13 protein-coding genes are annotated in these 18,177 nt (G+C 64.2%); 9 read left to right on the top strand and 4 right to left on the bottom strand.

What is annotated here, in order from left to right; translation table 11 throughout:
* Window positions 1-272: 272 nt before the first annotated feature.
* Genes AC3WJD_RS12380 through manD form a run of 3 tightly spaced genes read right to left on the bottom strand, consistent with a single transcriptional unit; the run spans window position 273 to window position 3,148 of the window.
* Complete coding sequence (locus AC3WJD_RS12380; RefSeq protein WP_492746958.1) at window positions 273-1,010, bottom strand: FadR/GntR family transcriptional regulator; 738 nt, start codon at window positions 1,008-1,010, stop codon at window positions 273-275.
* Window positions 1,011-1,043: 33 nt separating this feature from the next.
* Entirely contained in the window at window positions 1,044-1,937 is an 894-nt protein-coding gene (locus AC3WJD_RS12375; protein WP_492746957.1) for a DUF4861 family protein, read from the bottom strand.
* Window positions 1,937-3,148, bottom strand: a complete 1,212-nt coding sequence (manD, locus tag AC3WJD_RS12370) for a D-mannonate dehydratase ManD (RefSeq protein WP_492746956.1) — start codon at window positions 3,146-3,148, stop codon at window positions 1,937-1,939. The genes AC3WJD_RS12375 and manD overlap by 1 nt, the downstream gene beginning before the upstream one ends.
* A gap of 177 nt (window positions 3,149-3,325) precedes the next feature.
* On the opposite strand from manD, the gene AC3WJD_RS12365 reads away from it, so the two are divergent.
* The 7 genes from AC3WJD_RS12365 (at window position 3,326) to AC3WJD_RS12335 (ending at window position 13,966) form a co-directional block, all read left to right on the top strand.
* On the top strand, window positions 3,326-4,471 hold the full coding sequence (locus AC3WJD_RS12365; RefSeq protein ID WP_492746955.1) for a glycoside hydrolase family 88/105 protein: 1,146 nt from the start codon (window positions 3,326-3,328) through the stop codon (window positions 4,469-4,471).
* 182 nt (window positions 4,472-4,653) lie between these two features.
* On the top strand, window positions 4,654-5,889 hold the full coding sequence (locus AC3WJD_RS12360) for an alginate lyase family protein (RefSeq protein ID WP_492746954.1): 1,236 nt from the start codon (window positions 4,654-4,656) through the stop codon (window positions 5,887-5,889).
* 2 nt (window positions 5,890-5,891) lie between these two features.
* The gene (locus tag AC3WJD_RS12355; protein ID WP_492746952.1) at window positions 5,892-7,061 is read left to right on the top strand and encodes an alginate lyase family protein; all 1,170 of its coding nucleotides are present in this window, start codon (window positions 5,892-5,894) and stop codon (window positions 7,059-7,061) included.
* A 305-nt stretch (window positions 7,062-7,366) separates the two neighbouring features.
* A complete protein-coding gene (locus tag AC3WJD_RS12350) occupies window positions 7,367-9,979 on the top strand; it encodes a TonB-dependent receptor (RefSeq protein ID WP_492746951.1) in 2,613 nt (870 codons plus the stop codon).
* Between the two features lie 120 nt (window positions 9,980-10,099).
* Complete coding sequence (locus AC3WJD_RS12345) at window positions 10,100-11,785, top strand: hypothetical protein (protein ID WP_492746950.1); 1,686 nt, start codon at window positions 10,100-10,102, stop codon at window positions 11,783-11,785.
* A 47-nt stretch (window positions 11,786-11,832) separates the two neighbouring features.
* Window positions 11,833-12,621 (top strand): 2-keto-4-pentenoate hydratase, encoded by a 789-nt coding sequence (locus AC3WJD_RS12340; protein ID WP_492746949.1) that lies wholly within the window; start codon window positions 11,833-11,835, stop codon window positions 12,619-12,621.
* 22 nt (window positions 12,622-12,643) lie between these two features.
* Window positions 12,644-13,966: an MFS transporter gene (locus tag AC3WJD_RS12335; RefSeq protein ID WP_492746948.1), complete on the top strand. Its 1,323-nt coding sequence runs from the start codon at window positions 12,644-12,646 to the stop codon at window positions 13,964-13,966.
* A 280-nt stretch (window positions 13,967-14,246) separates the two neighbouring features.
* Here AC3WJD_RS12335 and AC3WJD_RS12330 read toward each other — a convergent pair whose 3' ends face one another.
* A complete protein-coding gene (locus AC3WJD_RS12330; RefSeq protein WP_492746947.1) occupies window positions 14,247-15,200 on the bottom strand; it encodes a GlxA family transcriptional regulator in 954 nt (317 codons plus the stop codon).
* Window positions 15,201-15,357: 157 nt separating this feature from the next.
* On the opposite strand from AC3WJD_RS12330, the gene AC3WJD_RS12325 reads away from it, so the two are divergent.
* Together AC3WJD_RS12325 and AC3WJD_RS12320 are read left to right on the top strand one after the other, a co-directional pair.
* Complete coding sequence (locus tag AC3WJD_RS12325) at window positions 15,358-16,167, top strand: isochorismatase family protein (protein WP_492746946.1); 810 nt, start codon at window positions 15,358-15,360, stop codon at window positions 16,165-16,167.
* A gap of 346 nt (window positions 16,168-16,513) precedes the next feature.
* Window positions 16,514-17,713, top strand: a complete 1,200-nt coding sequence (locus AC3WJD_RS12320; RefSeq protein WP_492746945.1) for a pyrophosphate--fructose-6-phosphate 1-phosphotransferase — start codon at window positions 16,514-16,516, stop codon at window positions 17,711-17,713.
* Window positions 17,714-18,177 lie beyond the last annotated feature (464 nt).

The raw sequence follows: 18,177 nt of genomic DNA, 5'->3' as shown, positions 1-18,177 counted from the left end.
ACTGCTGAAAACGGGCCTCCGCTCAGTTCCGAAATATGTTTGTATTTTCAGATGCTTACGTGAGCGGCGTCCGTTGAAATTTGTCAGCGTTTCCAAGCATTGTGCCGCTATCGGCGCCAAGCGCCTGAACTCGGTTGCATGGCCGGGCAATCACGGGGCAATATTGCTGCGTCCAACGCCGGCCAAGCATATGATGCCATTAGGCTTCAATGCGATGGATCGTCGGTTGACCTCCTCCGAAAATCGGCGTGCAGCTGCCGCGGCTAACCATTTTATGCCTGTATGCGGCATGGCGGATCCGCGGGCACGGCAATCTGCATGGCACGATAGCGCGCAATCGACTTCTGCATGTGGCGGCGCGCGGCGCGGCGCGCGGCTGCCGGGTTACCTGCTTCGATCGCGGCATAAATCGCCTGATGGTCGCAGTTGATGATGTGCGCATATTGCTGGTGGTGGTGCTCATCGCTGCCCTGAAGGTAGAGCCGCCGCGACGGGACCAGCCGCACACCCAGAAACTGGGTGAAGCGCACGAAATAGGGATTGCCCGTGCAGCGAGCGATGGCTGCGTGAAACGCGGCATCGGCGGAAACCGACGCATCCACATCGGTGCTGGCCTCCATCGCCGCCAGCGTGCGCCGAAGCTCGGCCAGGTTCTTTTTGCTCCGGCGCCGGGCGGCGAGGTCGGCCATTTCGGCCTCGAAGCCCATGCGCATCTCGAGCAGTTTGAGCACGTCGTCGATTTCGCCGATCTCGTCGGCCGTCACCTGAAAGGCGCGATATTGTGCGCCATCGGGCACATAGGCGCCCGAGCCGCGCCGCGACTCCAGCAGGCCGCGCGCCGCGAGCCGCGAATAGGCTTCGCGCACGACAGTGCGGCTGACGCCAAAGGCTTCGGTGATCGCCTTCTCGGTGGGAAAGCGGGAGCCAGGGGACATTTCCCCAGATTCGATCTGTTCCTCGAAGCGCTGGACCAGATCATCGGCCAGCGACGCCGCCTTGGTTACCGCCATGGATGTAGCGTTACCATCGCGCCGGGATACTGGCTAGGGCCGGAAGTCGGGCCGCTGGGCGTCGACATAGCTGTTCCACTCCTCGCGCGTCGCAAAGTCACCGCCGCGGTCCCACGCCGCGCCGCTGTAATAGACGAAGGGCCGGCCCGGCTCGGCGCGCACGAGGATCAGATAATTGTCGGCATCTTCGGTGAAGCCCGCAAAGGCGCGCGGATCGACGATGATCGCCGCGGCCATGCGGCCCTTGTTGCCGTCGGAGGGCCCCCACCAGCTCATCCGCGCGCCGGTGTCGTCCTTCCTGATTTCTCCCAGCTTGCCGCCGCCGATCGGCCGCTTTGAAATGCCGATGCCGACGATCATCTCGCCGCTCGAGCTTGCGCTGATCGTCGAGGTCATGCGGGTGAAATTGGTGCCGGCGGGCAGGGTGAAGCGCCGCGTCTCGCGCACCGTTCGCGCGGTGTCGACGGGCCAGGGATCGTAATCGACGCTGAAGTCGGCGATGGCAGGTCCGGCGGTCAGGATGCGGGGACGGACATAGTTGCGCGAGGTCCACAGCTTGTTGTCGTACCAGATGCCGAGCCCGCCGACGCCACGCCCGGTGCCGACATTGTAGAAATCGAGCCCCTCGCCTTGGTCGCTGTGCTGGTCGCCGGTCCTGAGTTGCCGGTCCATATAGGGCCAGCGCACGCGCTTGCCCCACGCGTCGATGCCCGAAGAGGAAGGCGGCTCAGCCTTTTCGAGCGCGCGGCCATAGATGCGGTACGCGATGCGGTCATTCTCCCAGAGGAGGTCGTCATAGCGATAATCGGCCACGACCACGGCGGCTCGCGCGCTCTGCTCCTCCGCTGTCGCGGGACGCAGCGGCTGCTTCTCCTGCGCGGCGGCGGGGGCGGTCAGTAATGCCGCAACAAGCAGCACAGTACGCATCACCAGCTCCACATCGTCCCGTCCTCCAGCCGGTTCACCGGCAGGTACGCGCGCTGATAGGGGTGGGTTTCGGCGAGCGCCTCGTCGATATCGACACCCAGCCCCGGCGCGTCGCCCGGATGCAACATCCCTTCGGCAAAGCGATAGGCGTGCGGGAAGACCGCGTCCGTTTCGGGCGTATGGCGCATATATTCCTGGATGCCGAAATTGGGGATGGCCAGCCCCAGATGCAGCGCCGCCGCCATCGTCACCGGCGACAGGTCGGTGGCGCCGTGGCAGCCCGTGCGGACCTGGTACAGATCGGCGAGCGCAGCGATCTGGCGCATATGCGTGATCCCGCCCGCATGCAGCACGGTGGCGCGGATATAATCGATCAGCTGGTTCTCGATCAGTGCCTTGCAATCCCATATCGAGCTGAAAATCTCGCCCACTGCGAGCGGCGTCGTCGTATGCTGGCGGATGAGGCGGAAGGCCTCTTGGTCCTCGGCGGGGGTCGCATCCTCGATCCAGAAGGGCCGGTAGGGTTCGAGATCCTTGCCCAGCCGTGCCGCCTCGATCGGCGTCAGGCGGTGATGGACGTCGTGGAGCAGGTGGACATCCCAGCCCAGCGCCTCGCGCGCCGCGGCGAACAATTCGGGCACGACGCGCAGATATTTGCTCGTCGACCAGATATTCTCGGTCGGCAGGTCGGCATCGGCGGGTTCGTAGAAATAGCGGTCTTTCGACACGCCATAGGTCGACGCCATGCCGGGCACACCGCACTGCAGCCGGATCGCCCTGTAGCCCTGGCGCTGATAATCGAGCGCTGCCTCGATCGTGTCGGCGATCGTTGCGCCATTGGCATGACCATAGACCATGCACCCCTCACGCGAGGCGCCGCCGAGCAGCTGATAGACCGGCAGGCCGGCTACTTTCCCCTTGATGTCCCATAGCGCCATGTCGACCGCTGCGATGGCGGTCATCGTCACGGGGCCGCGCCGCCAGTAGGCGCCCTTGTAGAGATACTGCCAGATATCCTCGATCCGGTGCGCGTCACGCCCGATAAGGCAGGGGAGGACATGGTCGGCGAGGTAGCTGGCGACCGAAAGCTCTCGGCCATTCAGCGTCGCGTCGCCGACGCCAGTGGTGCCATCGTCGCATTCGATCTTGAGCGTCACGAAATTCCGGCCCGGACTGGTCACGATCACCCGGACTGACACGATCTTCGGCATTCCATCCCCTTTGCGCACGCCCGCAAGTTGTGTGACAACCTTATTGACGCGCCTGCGCAAAAAGGAAAGAGTTATGTTACCGGTGTCAGGGGCAAAAGTCCGACAATATAAAGGGAGGGTGAGATGAGGCTGAGCGGTTGGGGCGCGCTGGCAGGCGCTATGATTCTGGCGACATCTATGGTTCCGGCGGACGCGCAGGTTGACGGCGTGGCGGCCGCGGTCGTGGCGGCCGAACCCGCGATGCCCCGCCCGGCCGTGGTCCTCGCCCAAACGCGCCGCGTCGCCGACTGGCAGCTCGCCAACCGCACCAACTGGGCGACGATGCCCGCTGCGCGCAAGAGCGTCCAGAACCCGCGCGACTGGCAGCAGGCGACCTTCTGGGTTGCGCTGACCGAACTCGCCAGTCGCGACCGGCGCTATGCCGCGCCGCTGCTCAAGCTGGGGCGCGATATGGAATGGAAGCTCGGCGACCTGCCCTTCCACGCCGACGACCAGTTGATCGCGCAGGCGTGGGAATGGGCGGCGCGCAACGGCGGCGGCACTGAGGCGCTCGGCCCGGCGCGCACCTATTTCGACAATGTGCTGACCAATCGGCGCACGAACAGCCTCGAGTTTGTCCCGACCCAGCCGGGCGGCGGCTATTCGCTGTGCACCGAACGCTGGTGCTGGTGCGACGCGCTGTTCATGGCGCCGTCAACGATGTTGCGCATTGGCGAGGCGACCGGCGACAAGCGCTACGCCGAATTCGTGCACGCCGAGTGGAAGGCAACGACCGACTATCTCTTTGACCCGTCCGAAAATCTCTATTTCCGCGACAGCCGCTTCTTCGACATGCGCGATGCCAAGGGGCGCAAGCTGTTCTGGAGCCGAGGCAATGGCTGGGTGATGGCCGGTCTGGTGCGCGTGCTGCAGGTGCTCGATCGCGACGACCCGCACCGCCCCTATTACGAAACGCTGTTCCGCGACATGGCGGCGAAGCTGGTGACACTGCAAAAGGCGGACGGCTATTGGCCCGCCTCGCTGCTCGATAATGATCCCGGCACGCCGCCCGAATCGAGCGGCACCGCCTTCTTCACCTATGCCTTTGCCTGGGGCGTCGATACCGGACGCCTCGACCGCGCGACCTATGAGCCCGCTGCAATCCGCGGCTGGCATGCGCTGCTCCGCGCCGTCCAGCCTGACGGGATGCTCGGCTGGGTCCAGCAGGTCGGCGACCGGCCCGACAGCGTCTCCCCAAAGGAAACGCAGTTCTACGGGAGCGGCGCCTTCCTGCTCGCAGGAACCGCCATGTACGATCTCTCAAAAAGGCGCGCGGGCCGCTAGATGAGCTTCGGGCCACGCCGCCATCGCGTCCCGCCCGCCCGGTCAAGGGCACGAGCGATTGACTCGTCCTGCCAGAGTTGTACTACATATTTGAAGTTGTATTACATCTGCAACTTGCGCGACCTGTCGCGCGACGGCGCGCTGGACTCCTGCGGGTCTCGGGTCGCTACGTGATGCGGAGCATGCGCGCCGTACTTTCGCTGGCCTTGACCGTCGTCGCGCCACTCCCCGTTGCGGCGGCGGCTTTCTCCGCGCCCGCCCGTCCCACCTGTCAGGGCAGCGCGGGTTATTCCGCGACTTTCGCCGGCCGCCGCACCTTCACGCTGCGTCCCACGGATCTGGTCGCGATCAAGGCGGCGCTGCCCCATGACGCCCGAATTGCCGGAGCCTATCGCGCTTTCCTCGACCGCGCGGACGCGGCGCTGGCGCGCAAGCCCGGCTCGGTGGTGGCCAAGCGCACCGTTCCCATTTCGGGCGACCGCCACGATTATGTCAGCATCGCCCCCTATTGGTGGCCCGATCCCGCCAATCCCGACGGGCCCTATATACGCCGCGATGGTCAGGTGAATCCCGACCGCGCAACCGACCGTTTCGACCGGAGCGCGCTCGGCAGCATGGCGAACGACGCCGATGCGCTGGCGCTCGCCTATTATTACAGCGGCGAAGCCCGGTATGCTGCCGGCGCCGCGGCTGTCATCCGCACCTGGTTCCTCGATCCCGCGACCGCGATGAACCCCAACATGACCTATGCGCAGGCGGTGCCGGGCCGATCCAGCGGCCGGCCCGAAGGCGTGCTGGAAACCAGCAGCTTCATCAGCGTGATCGATGCGGTGGGGCTGATCGGTCCATCGGCGGCGCTGGCGCCCGCCGAAATGGCGGCGCTCGAAAACTGGTTCTCGCGCTATCTCGACTGGATGCTCGACAGCGCCAATGGACGCGCGGAAGCCAAGGCCGACAATAATCACGGCCTGTGGTATGACGCCCAGATCGCGCGTTTCGCGCTGTTTGCGCGCCGGCCGGATATCGCCCGCGCGGTCGTCGCGGCCTTTCCCGAGGCGCGGATCGAGCGGCAGATCGCACCTTCGGGCGCGCTGCCCGAAGAGCTCATGCGCACGCGCAGCTTCCATTATTCGCTCTACGCGCTGACCGCCGCCTATCATGTCGCGGACAGCGCTGCGTGCCTTGGGGTCGACCTGTATCGCCATCAGGGGCGCTCCAGCGGGTCCTTGCGCAAGGCGACCGACTATGTCGCCGCGTATCGCGGGCGCGCTGCCGCCTGGCCATACAAGGAAATCCGCTGGCCCACCGAGGGCCTCGAAGCGCTGCTGACCCGCGCCGATATCGCCTGGGGCCCGGGTGCCTATCCGCGCAGCGCGAGCGGCGATCTCGTGCTGCGCTATCGTGCAACCGGGAAATGACGATGATCGCACGCCGTGCACTGATCCTCGCCGCGCTGCTGGCAGCGCCCGCCGCCGCGCTGACCCGATCCGTGGGGCTGGACATCCGCGCGATCGAACGCCGCCGCGTGTTGCCACGTGCTACCCTCCTGCTGGGCAAGCCACCGCGCACCATCGCCGCCATACCCGCGCCGCGCAGCCCCGCGGGCTCGCAGGATTATTATTCCGAGGGCGATTACTGGTGGCCCGACCCCGCCCATCCCGCTGGCCCCTATATCCGCCGCGACGGCCGTTCGAACCCCGACAAGTTCGACGGGCACCGCGATGCGCTGATCGCCTTCGGCCGCGACGTTCCGATGCTCGCGGCCGCGTGGAGCCTGACCCGCGATTCGCGCTTCGCCGAGGCGGCGATGTGCCACCTGAACGCCTGGTTCGTCGATCCCGCGACGCGGATGAGCCCCAGTCTCGATCATGCGCAGGCAATCATCGGGGTGAACACCGGCCGTGCGATCGGCGTGATCGACACGCTCCAGATCGTCGAAGTCGCGCGCGCCGCCACGCTGTTCGCGGAGCGCGATGCGCCGGGCTATGCGCGCATCCGGCCGGGGATCGAGGCTTGGTTTACGCGCTATCTCGACTGGCTGACCACGTCGCCCTTCGGCATCGAGGAACGCGAGGAAAGGAACAATCACGGCAGCTGCTGGCTACTTCAGGTGGCCGCCTTCGCCGCCCTACTCGGCAACAAGCAAGCGCTGGACGACGCGCGCACGCGGCTGAAGCGGGTGCTCATCCCGACGCAGATCGAACGCGATGGCCGGCAGCCACTCGAACTCGTGCGCACCAAGCCCTATGCCTATTCGCTCTTCAACATCGACGTGCTTGCAGCCGCGGCCTGGCTGCTGTCCGACGCGTCGGGCGAGCTGATCGCCTGGCAGAGCACTGACGGCCGCTCGATCGCCAAGGCCATTGCGTTCATGGCGCCCTATGTCGCCGACAAGGCGAGCTGGCCCTTCGCGCCCGACATCGAGTATTTCGATGGCTTTCCCGTCCGCCAGCCCAGCCTCTTGTTCGGCGGGCTTGCGCTCGGCCGCGGCGATTGGCTCGCATTGTGGCGGGGGCTCGACCCGGATCCCGTGACAGGCGAAGTCGTGCGCAACTTTCCCGTGCGGCAACCGCTTCTCTGGCTGCCATGAACCCCTCACGCATTGCCGATTTTCGCGTCGATTCCCGCGCGGTGCCGAGCTGCTAGCGGTACCATAGTTGTCATACAATTTTTCCTTGACAGCCTCTTGGTGAGGCGTGATCATGACTGACACCGGTTACCTAAGCCGGGACATAAGAATAAGGGAGAGGGGCTTTGAGGTCGCTTAGACGACGACCTCCTGCATCCTCGGCAAAACAGAAGGGCGAACGGCGGGCGCGCTCAGTTTGTCACAAGAAAAGGGCGGCGCCGCTTCCTGTGTCCATCGGGAAGGCGTCGAAAAACGGGAGGATCAGGATGGCCAATCGGGCAACACGGGGTGCGTATATCTTGGCAAGGCTGGCGGGCGGTGTGTCGTTTGCCGCGCTGGCCATGACGCCGGCTTTCGCGCAGGACGCCGCCGGAAGCGCGGTGCCGCCGGAGGACGAGATCATCGTCACCGGCATTCGCGCATCGCTGGAACAGGCGGCGGACATCAAGCGTGAAGCGCCGCAGGTGATGGACGTCATCACCGCCGAGGACGTCGGCAAACTGCCCGATTCCAACGTCGCCGAGGCGCTCCAGCGAGTCACCGGCGTTCAGATCACTCGCGTGTTCGGCGAAGGCCAGTCGGTGTCGGTGCGCGGCCTGCAGCAGGTCCGCGTCGAGGTCGACGGGCGCACGTTGCTGGGCTGGTCGGCGCGCCTGTCGCCGCCGGAAAATGACCAGCTCGGCCGCTCATCGGGCCTCGATTCGGTGCCGTCCAGCCTGTTCGGCCGCCTCGAAGTGCAAAAGTCACCGCTCGCCAGCCAGGCCGAAGGCGGCCTCGGAGGCACGGTCAACCTTGTCACACCCAAGCCGCTGAACTTCAAGGAGCCGACGATCTCGCTGCGTGCACAGGGCGTCTATTCGGAAAATTCCGACAAGTTCGAACCTGCGATCACCGGTTTCGCGACCACAAAATTCGCTGATGGACGCATCGGCATCATGCTCGCCGGCGAGTACCAGAAGCGCACCTCGACCACCCAGGCGTTCGAGCGCAACAACTTCCTCAACCGCACCTACACGACGCCGACGGGTCCGGTCGTCCGCCCGACGCCCGCGCTGCTGCAATATGAAAATTTCGTCGTCGATCGTTCGCGCCTCGGGCTCAACGGTGCGATCCAGTTCGAGGTCACGCCCGAATTCACCGTGACCGCGGATGCGCTCTATTCGAAGCTGACCACCGGGCGCCATCAGGACTTCTTCTCGTTCCGCCTGCCGACCGGAGCCAATCCGGTCACCAACGCGGTGGTCGAGGACGGCATGGTGATCGCGGGCAACGCCAACGGCACCGTCACAACCGCGGGGCAGATCCGCAACGAGCCGACCAAGAGCTATCTCTACGGTCTCAACGGCAAATATCAGAGCGATGGCCTGACGATTGCGGCCGACGGCTATTACAGCAAGGGCACGATCGACCAGACGATCCAGATCATCACGCTGCAGGCAACGGCGGCGGTGCCGGGCGCGTTCGACTTCCGCGACAATACGATCCCGTCGCTGACGCTGGGCGGGACATTCAATCCGACCAATTACGCGTCCTACAATCCCGCAACCAACGGCGTGCGCAGCAACCGGCTGATCGGCCTGCTCGAGGAATGGACGGGCAAGCTCGACGTCAGCTACGAAACCGACGCTGGCGTCACCGTCTCGGCTGGCGTGCGCTATACCGACCTGCACGCGCGCTCAAACGCCTATCGCAGCCAGGTGACACCGACGCGCACCGAGATCGAGCCGTTCCTCAAGCTGATCGATGGAAACTTCATGCCCGATATTCCGGGCAGCTTCCCGCGCAGCTTCCTGAGCACCGCGCCGACTTTCGACTATGTGTTCAACCGCGCGCAGCAGGCGCAGCCCAACCCCAATTTGAGCGACAAGTCGACGCTGCTTCCCAACTCGCAGCGCGACTATGACTTCAGCGAAAAGACGATCGCGGGCTATCTGATGGTGGCGGGCGAGGGCGAAATCGCGGGCATCCCGTTCCGCGCCAACGCCGGGGCGCGCATCGCCAGCACACGTCTGTCAGTCGACACCTTCCTGAACGTCGGCACCACCAGCACGTTGGTCACCGACAAGAATCGCTATACCAAGGTGCTGCCGAGCGCGAACATCGCGTTCAACGTCACCGACGATTTCCTGATCCGCGTTTCGGGGTCGCAGACGATGCAGCGCGCGTCGATCGCCGACCTCGCGCCGTCGACCTTCTTCAACGCGACCAACCTCTCGGTGACTGGCGGCAACGCCAACCTCAAGCCGCCGATGTCGACCCAGGCCGATATCAGCTTCGAATATTATCACGGCAAGAGCTCGCTGATCTCGGGCGCGGTCTTCTACAAGGACGTGCAGGACTTCATCGCGAGCTTCGTCACGACGGGGATCGATACCGATCTCGACCCGCAGGGCCGCGAACTGGTCTTCTCGCGCCCCGAAAACCTGGCGAGCGCAAAGATCAAGGGCTTCGAGATCGGCGTCCAGCAGTTCATGGATTTCCTGCCCTCGCCGCTCGATGGGTTCGGCATTATCGCCAACTATACCTATTCGGACTCGGAGGATAATGCGGGCTTCCCGCTCGTGGCGGTGTCCAAGAACAGCTACAACCTGATCGGCCTTTACGAAAAGGGCCCCGTCTCGGCGCGTATCGCCTATAACTATCGCGACGAGGCGGTATTCGAATTTTCCGAAGGCCGGCCGAGCTTCATCGGTTCGCGTTCGCAGCTCGACGCCCAGCTCGGCTTCGACATCACCAAGAATTTCACGCTATCGCTGCAGGCGCAGAACCTGATGCCCAAGAAGTCGGCGACCGAGGAATACAGCGTCAACCCGATTGCGCTCAACAGCTACGCGCTGTCCGAGCGGCGCTTCTCGGTGGGTCTGAGCGCCAAGTTCTGACCTGGGGCATGGCGGGGCCATCGTTGCTCCGCCATGTCCTGATATCCGGAAAGCATGAAAATTGTTTGCCGGTGCACGCTGCGTGATGCTGTCGGTCCGACGGCGAAGGAGTGGAGTGGTATGATGAGGCGTAACCGGAAGCTGCGGTCTGTACGTGCTTCGCTGGGACTGGTTCTCGGCGCGGCGCTGGCGCTTCCGGTGCACGCCCAATCCACAAAACCGAAGATCCTCTCCGATCGCGCGACGATGGCGGCAAATCCGCTGCCCGACTTCTCCTATGCCGGATACGGCTTCGGCATTGCGCCGCTTCCGTCGGATACGGGAACGGTCATCAACGTCGTCGATCATGGCGTCGTCCCCGATGACGGGCTCGACGACACCAAGGCGGTGCTGCGGGCGCTGTCGGCTGCCAACGCGGTCAAGGGCAGGGTCACGCTGCGTTTCCCCGTCGGTCGCACGCAGATCACCGAGGTGCTGCGCATCACCCGCAGCGACATCACCCTCGATGGTGCGGGCGATGGCGCGGGCGGCAGCGAACTGTATTTTCCGCGCCCGCTCAAGATCATCGACAAGAGCCACGATTATGACGAGCTGCGCGAATATCTGGTGCGCGAGAAGAAGTACCAGGTCGAGCCCGAGCATAACATCGACTACCTCTTCACCGAATATAGCTGGGCCGGCGGGATGATCTTCGTCGGGCCGAAAAGCACCCGCCCCGTGTCCTATGATGGCACCAGGGACGTGCGCGATCCGGTCCTCGCCAAGGGCATTTGGGGCAAGCAGTTCGGCCGCACACTTGCTGTCGATGACGCCTCGAAGCTGAAGGTCGGCGACGTGGTCCAACTGCAATGGTTTTCGGTCGACGGTCCCAGGAGCAGGATATTGAAGTCGCTCTATGGCGACACCGCGCTGCCGATCGGGTCGCACCACTGGACCTCTCCCAACCGGCCGGTGGTGGTGCAGGCGACGCGCGTGGCGGCGATCCGTGGCAAGACGGTGACGCTGGGCGATCCGCTGCTTCATGATGTCCGCGCCGCCCAGCCCGCGGTGCTCGCACGCTGGGCGCACCTGACCAATGTCGGCATCCAGAATCTGCGCTTCCAGTTCCCCGATGCGCCCGCCTTCGGCCACCATCTGGAGCAGGGCTATAACGGCATCTACATGACCGGTGTCTTCGACGGCTGGGTCCGCAACCTGACCATCGACCAGTCCGACAGCGGCATCCTGACCGACAATGCCGCCAGCCTGACCATCGCCGACGTGAAAACGACGGGCAGCCGCAAGGCGCATTATTCGGTCCATGTCGGCGCGGTCCACAATGTGCTCGTCAGCGACCTGAAGGTCGAAAATCCCGTCATCCACCCGCTCAGCGTCAATACGCGCTCGACGCGCTCGGTTTTCCTGCGCGCCGAGGTCGAGAAGGACGCCATCATCGACCAGCACAGCGGGTCGAACCACCAGAATCTGTTCGACCAGATCACGATGCGGATCGCCCCCGTCCAGACAAACGGCATCTGGCAATATCAGCTATGGGTCGGGGGCGGCGCGCCATACTGGAAGCCCGGCCATGGCCTCTACAACACGCTGTGGAACGCCCGGCTGATCGTCCCCGATAGCGTCCCTGCCGACGCTGCGCTCGTGATCAGCAGCGGGCTTGAAGGCCCCGGCGAACGCATCGTCGGCCTGCACGCCAATCGCGGGATCGAGGTCCGCTACAACCCCGCGCCCTATCTCGAGGCGTCGGGCCAGGCGATCGATGCCGCGCCATCGCTCTACGAATATCAGCTGGCGCATCGTCGCCGGTGAGGTCCCACCATCATCTGACGCCATGCGCGCAAGGGGAAGTAACAAGCATGCAGTCCAGCAGCGACCGCGAAAATGTGGCGAGAGCATTTCTCGCCGCGCGCGCAGAAAAGACACCGCTTACCGCCTATCCGGGTAGGGTGCCGGATACGATGGCGGAAGCCTATGCGATCCAGGACACCGCGATCGCGCTCGACGGCCGGCGCATCGGCGGCTGGAAGGTCGGCCGTATCGCGCCCGAACTGGTTGAGCGCTATGGCGGCAATCGCCTGGCAGGGCCGATCTTCGCCGATGAGATTATCGACGCCGCGGCGGGCGGATCGCCCGTGATGCCCGTCTATTCCCGGGGCTTTGCGGCAGCCGAGGCCGAAATCCTTCTGCGGCTTGGTGATATTGGCGATCGCGACCATGACATCGACACGGTGCGCGATTGCATCACCGAGGTGCGCACGGGCATCGAGATTGCGAGTTCGCCCTTTCCCGATATCAATCGCAACGGCCCCGCGGTCACCGCGTCGGACTATGGCAACAACAAGGGGCTGGTCCTCGGCCCGCCGATCGCCGACTGGCGACAGCGCGACCTTATCCGCTTACCCGTCGCCTTCGGGATCAACGGCGAGACCATCGCGTCCGCGACGATGGAAACGATGCTCGATGGACCCTTTGGATCGGCGCTGTTCCTGATCGGCGCACTGCGCGCGCGCGGTATCCCGATCGATGCGGGCACCTGGGTCTCCGCGGGAGCGATCACCGGCGTGCACGAAATCGGGCCCGGCCAACGCGCCGAAGCCGTGTTTGACGGAAATATCCGGGTCTGCTGCACTATCGCACGCGACTGAGACCGACCGGGAGGAGGGGACTATGGCACAGGCAATTGCAAGCGGGGGCGTAGCGACGCCTGTGTCCAGCGCGGGGCGCCATCGCTGGATGATCGTCGCGCTGCTCTTTGCGGCGACGACGGTCAACTATATCGACCGCACCATGCTCGGTCTGCTCGCGCCCGTGCTCGGAGACGAGCTGGGGTGGAGCGAGAATGACTATGGCAACATCGTAACCGCCTTTCAGGCGGCCTATGCCTTCGGCTTCCTCATCATGGGCTGGCTGATCGACCGCTTCGGTCCGAAAATCGGCTATGCGATCGCGATTTCGATCTGGACGATCGGCCACGTCGCGCACGGCTTCGCCTCGTCGGTCATGTCCTTCATGGCGGCGCGCGTCTTGCTCGGTCTGGGCGAGGCGGGGCATTTCCCCTCGATCGTACGTGCGAGCAGCGAATGGTTCCCGCAAAAGGAACGCGCCTATGCCATCGGCTGGGTCAACAGCGCGACGACGATCGGTGTGATCCTCACCGCGCCGATGATCTGGCTGTTCATGACGTGGATGGGTTTCGACTGGCGCGAAACCTTCTTTTACTCGGGCCTCTTCGGCGTCGCCTTGCTACTGCTCTGGGTCTGGTTCTACAGTAACCCCGGTCAAAGCCCGAAGGTCAGCGAGGGCGAACTCGCCTGGATCGAGCATGATCCGCCCGAAAAGGTCGAGCGCATCGGCTGGGGCAGGATTGTCACCAAGCGCGAGGCCTGGGCTTTCGCCATCGCCAAATTCCTGACCGACCCGGTCTGGTTCCTGATGCTCTTCTGGTTGCCCAAATATTTCAGCAGCACCTACGACGTTGACCTGAAGGTCGTGCTGCTGCCGATGATCATCATGTACCTGCTCTCCGATGTCGGCAGCATCGCGGGCGGCTGGCTGTCCTCAAAGTTGATCCAGAAAGGGCATACGCCGAATTTCGCGCGCAAGGTCACGATGCTGGCCGCGGGCTGCTGCGTGCTGCCTCTTCTCTTTGTCACCGGGCTCGACAATATGTGGCTCGCGGTTTTCCTGATCGGCATCGCGCTCGCGGGGCACCAGGCCTTTTCATCGAACCTGTTGTCGCTCCCGCCCGACATGTTCCCCAAGCGCGCGGTGGGCTCGGTGATCGGGCTGGGCGGCTTTGCGGGGGGTATCGGCGGCATGATCATGGCGAAATCGACCGGGCTCGTGCTCGATGCGACCGGCGGCAACTACACCATCATCTTCGCCGTCTGCACAACCGTCTATTTCTTGGCGGTACTCGCCATCCACCTGCTGAGCCCGCGCCTGTCGCCGATCACTGGCGATGGGGAGGCAGCAGCGGCGCCCGCATAGGATAGCACACAACCAATGGTTGGGCGCTTATCATGGCTCGCGTTACCCCGGCGGACGATGAACAGTGTTCGACGAAGCCTTCGCGACCCGGTGGTGCGGCAGTCGACTGGCATGCCGCCTGCAAGGTCGGCGGGGTTAGTTCTATCGGTGTCAGCTTTCGCAGCTTTCCGCCCACAGGCCCATGATCGACGTCCTGCCAATGATAGCAACTGCACGAATGGAAGGTTTCGGGAACCGGCATTCCGGGTCGGAACGACCGTAATTGGCGCGGAACCGGCCATCAACCGGCGGAGTTCGCTGATATCGATTGGCGCGAGATACGCCTCAGTTCCGATGGCGTATGGCCGGTGACGCGGAGGAAGCTCTGCGTCAGTCGGTCCGGGTCGCCGAAGCCGACGAAGCGCGCGATCTCATCGAATGTCTGTCGCCCATCTTCCACCATGGGGCGCGCCGCTTCGACGCGCAATCGTTCGATAGCCTTGGCCGGTGTCATGCCGGTGGCAGCGGCAAAGGCTCGGCCGAACTGCCTGACGCTCAGGCCGCAAATATCCGCAAGATGCTCGACCGAGAGATCCGCCGTCAGATTCTCCCGCGCGTAGCTCAGCGTCTTGCGGATCCTGTCGGAGCCCGGATCGAGATCGACAAGCGAAGAGAACTGGTACTGGCCGCCCGGGCGCCGATAATAGACCACCAGCATGCGCGCGACAGCCTGGGCAATCTGCTTGCCCAGATCCTCCTCGATCAATGCAAGCGTCATGTCTATGCCAGCGGTCATGCCCGCCGAGGTCCACACGCCGTTATCGCTCGTGAACAGCCGGTCCCCGTCGACGCGAACCGTTGGATATTCGGCCTGCAGCTTGGGCGCATAATACCAGTGCGTGGTAGCCGGGCGTCGGCTCAGAACGCCGCTCTCGGCCAGGAGAAATGCGCCCGTGCAGACGCAAGCGGTGCGGCGCGAACGCCCGGAAACATCTCGGATCGCCGTTGCCAGTTCGTCCACCCAAGGCCCCTCAGGCGGCCCCCGCGCACCCGCGACAATGAAGGTGTCGACCGGCGTGAGTGGCAGCGGCTCGGTGGCAATCTCGACGCCGCTGGAACTGCGCACCAACCCGCCCCGAAGCGAAGCCACCTTTAGCAGATAGCCTCCTGCCGACATCTCGCTGGCTATCGACAGCGCTTCGACCGGACCGCTGAGGTCCAGCAGGACGAAGCCTGGATAGACGACCAGAACCACCTGACGCGATATGGCCGAAATCCCGGGATCATCGTCCTTCACGACATCACACCCCTGCGGTAATTTTCTCTCAGCCTAACAAACTGACGGAAAATATCGAGGCGGGAGCAGATCCGTTCCCCGCCGGGCACTTCCGCCGACAGCAGGAGGTAAATCAATGTCTGGATACAAGGTAAAAGCGCGGAGATCAGGTCTCAGGACAATCGCGGCAACTCTGGCGGGCGTGGCACTGCTCGCGTTCGGCAGCGGCGCGGCCACCGCGCATCCGGTCGCCGATCTCTATAGTGATCCCGTCAATCCGGGTCTGGTCAAGGGCAATATGAAGCTTGATCCTTCCCGGGCGGCGCTTGTCGTCATCGACCCGCAGAACGACTTCATGAGCCCGAAAGGCGCTGCCTGGTCGGTCCTGAGCGAAAGCGTCACCGAGCATCAGGTCGTGCCGCATCTCGATCAGCTGTTCGCTGCCGCGAAGCAGGCGGGCATGGTCGTCGCCATCTCTCCGCACCATTATTACAAATGGGATCATAGCTGGAAGGTGCAGGGGCCGCTGGAAGTTTTCCAGCACGAGCTGGGCGTATTCGACAGGAAGGGCCCTTACACGCTGGAGGGATTTGAGGGCTCGGGCGCGGATTTTCTGCCACAGTACAAGAAGTATATCGAGGACGGCAAAACGATCATTGCCTCACCGCACAAGCTCTATGGGCCCCAGCTCAATGACCTGACATTCCAGCTGCGCAAGCAGGGGGTGACGCAGATCGTCCTCGCCGGGATGCTCGCCAATATGTGCGTTGAATCGCATCTTCGGCAATTTCTCGAAGAAGGGTTCGAGGTGGCAGTCGTCCGCGACGCGGTGGCGGCGCCCAAGATCCCGGAAGGCGATGGCTACCATGCAGCGCTCATCAACTTTCGCTACATGGCAAACGGGCTCTGGACGACCGAGGAGGCGGTCGGAAAGATGAAGCAATAGTCACTTTCAGTCTTGCCTCCAATAAATGTGGCGGGCGGCAGTTTTCAGGAACTGCCGCCTCGACCAACCCTGTATCGGCGTATCGCCGCGCGAAGTGGCGCCGTCGAGGCAATAGCTGTCATTCACAACGAAGATTAACGACTGACCGCTCTTGGGGATGTCCAAATTGTCGCTGAACGACCGAGATTAAGGCGATAGCTGCCGCTTTCAAAGCTGATCTACCATGACGGAAGCGCGCCCAATCCTTGCTGTTCAAATGGGTTCGCAGTTTCCCGACCTCCCCATTTCGTGTGGATTAGCAAAGATCGGGCTAGCCGCGATGGTGACGAGTTGGCAGAGTGGGTGAATGCCTGTCACCACCGTAGCCCTGCTCACCGCAGGCGGTCTCGCCCCCTGCCTCTCCTCCGCCGTCGGCGGCCTGATCGAGCGGTACACCGAAGTCGCGCCGGACGTGAGGATCATCGCCTATCGCAACGGGTACGCCGGCCTGCTCACCGGCGACTCCGTGGAGGTGACCGACGAGGTGCGAGCGGCAGCCGGGCGGCTGCACGCGTTCGGGGGCAGCCCGATCGGCAACAGCCGGGTCAAGCTCACCAACGTCGATGACTGCGTCAGGCGCGGTCTCGTTCAGCCCGGGCAGGACCCACTGCACGTGGCTGCCGAGCAACTAAGCCGCGACCGTGTCGACGTCCTGCACACGATCGGCGGCGACGACACCAACGGCACCGCCGGCGACCTCGCGGCGTACCTGCGCAGCAACGGTTACCAGCTGACCGTGGTCGGGTTACCCAAGACCATCGACAATGACGTGGTGCCGATCCGGCAGTCGCTCGGCGCGTGGACCGCCGCCGAGCAAGGCGCCCTGTACGCCCGCAACGTCATCGCCGAGCATTCGACGAACCCGCGAATGCTCGTCGTCCACGAGGTGATGGGGCGCAACTGCGGGTGGCTTACCGCGGCCACCGCGCTCGCGCACCACAAGTGGGTGCAGGACGCGCAGTTCGCCGAGTGGCTGGAGAACTCCGCTGCCCGCTGGGACGTCCACGCCGTCTTCGTGCCGGAGCGGCCGTTCGACATCGCCGAGGAGGCGGAACGGCTGCGGACGATCATGGACGAGCAGGACAGCGTCAACCTATTCATCTCCGAGGGCGCCGGAGTCAGCGAGATCGTCGCAGCGATGGAGGCCGCGGGCGAGGACGTGCCGCGCGACCCGTTCGGCCATGTCCAGCTCGACAAGATCAACCCGGGCCAGTGGTTCGCCAGGCAGTTCGCCACCGCGCTCGGCGCCGACAAGGTGCTGGTCCAGAAGAGCGGCTATTTCTCGCGCTCCGCCGCAGCGAACGACGCCGACCTTGCGCTGATCCGGACCTGCACGACGTACGCGGTGGACGCGGCGCTGCGGGGTGAGTCCGGGGTGGTGGGTCAGGACGAGCAGCGAGGTGACCAGCTCCGGGCGATCGAGTTCGAACGGATCGCGGGTGGCAAGGCGTTCGACGTCTCGGTGCCATGGTTCACCGACCTGCTGCGCGACATAGGCCAGGCCTGACCGGTTCGGTGCCGGGACTGGGGGTCATGTCGCGCTGCCGGTCGCGACGAATCCGCCGGCCCGGACGCGTCCACCTCTGTATGAACAGCTGCGAGCAAGACCTCCGGCTCTACGAGACCCCGCCGGGCTGTTCGCGACCGCTGCGGGTCGGCGCGCGTCTCAATAAAGAGGAAATATCAGCGTTCGCAATGGTGTCATCTCGCTACCCCTCAGCCACACGCTCCATCGACGAACTCGCTTAGTTCAAACGGGTCTTGTTGGCCAACCTCCGCTGATCACCCTGTATTGCGGATAGCCGGCGCGCGATCTGCCACATTCGCTCGCGAGCAGCAGGCTCTCTGAACGAACTTCCGCTTTTCGGCGGTAACTTCGCGGACCTGTATGTCTTGTCTGGATGGCTCCCGCGTTGCAAGGCTTGATTTGAGTGTTGGCGTTGGTCGGATGCAGTCTTGTCTTCGGCCTGT

The sequence above is a fragment of the Sphingobium sp. FW306-1B-F04DB genome (genome assembly GCF_058781925.1).
This window is presented reverse-complemented; position numbering and strand designations above follow the sequence as displayed.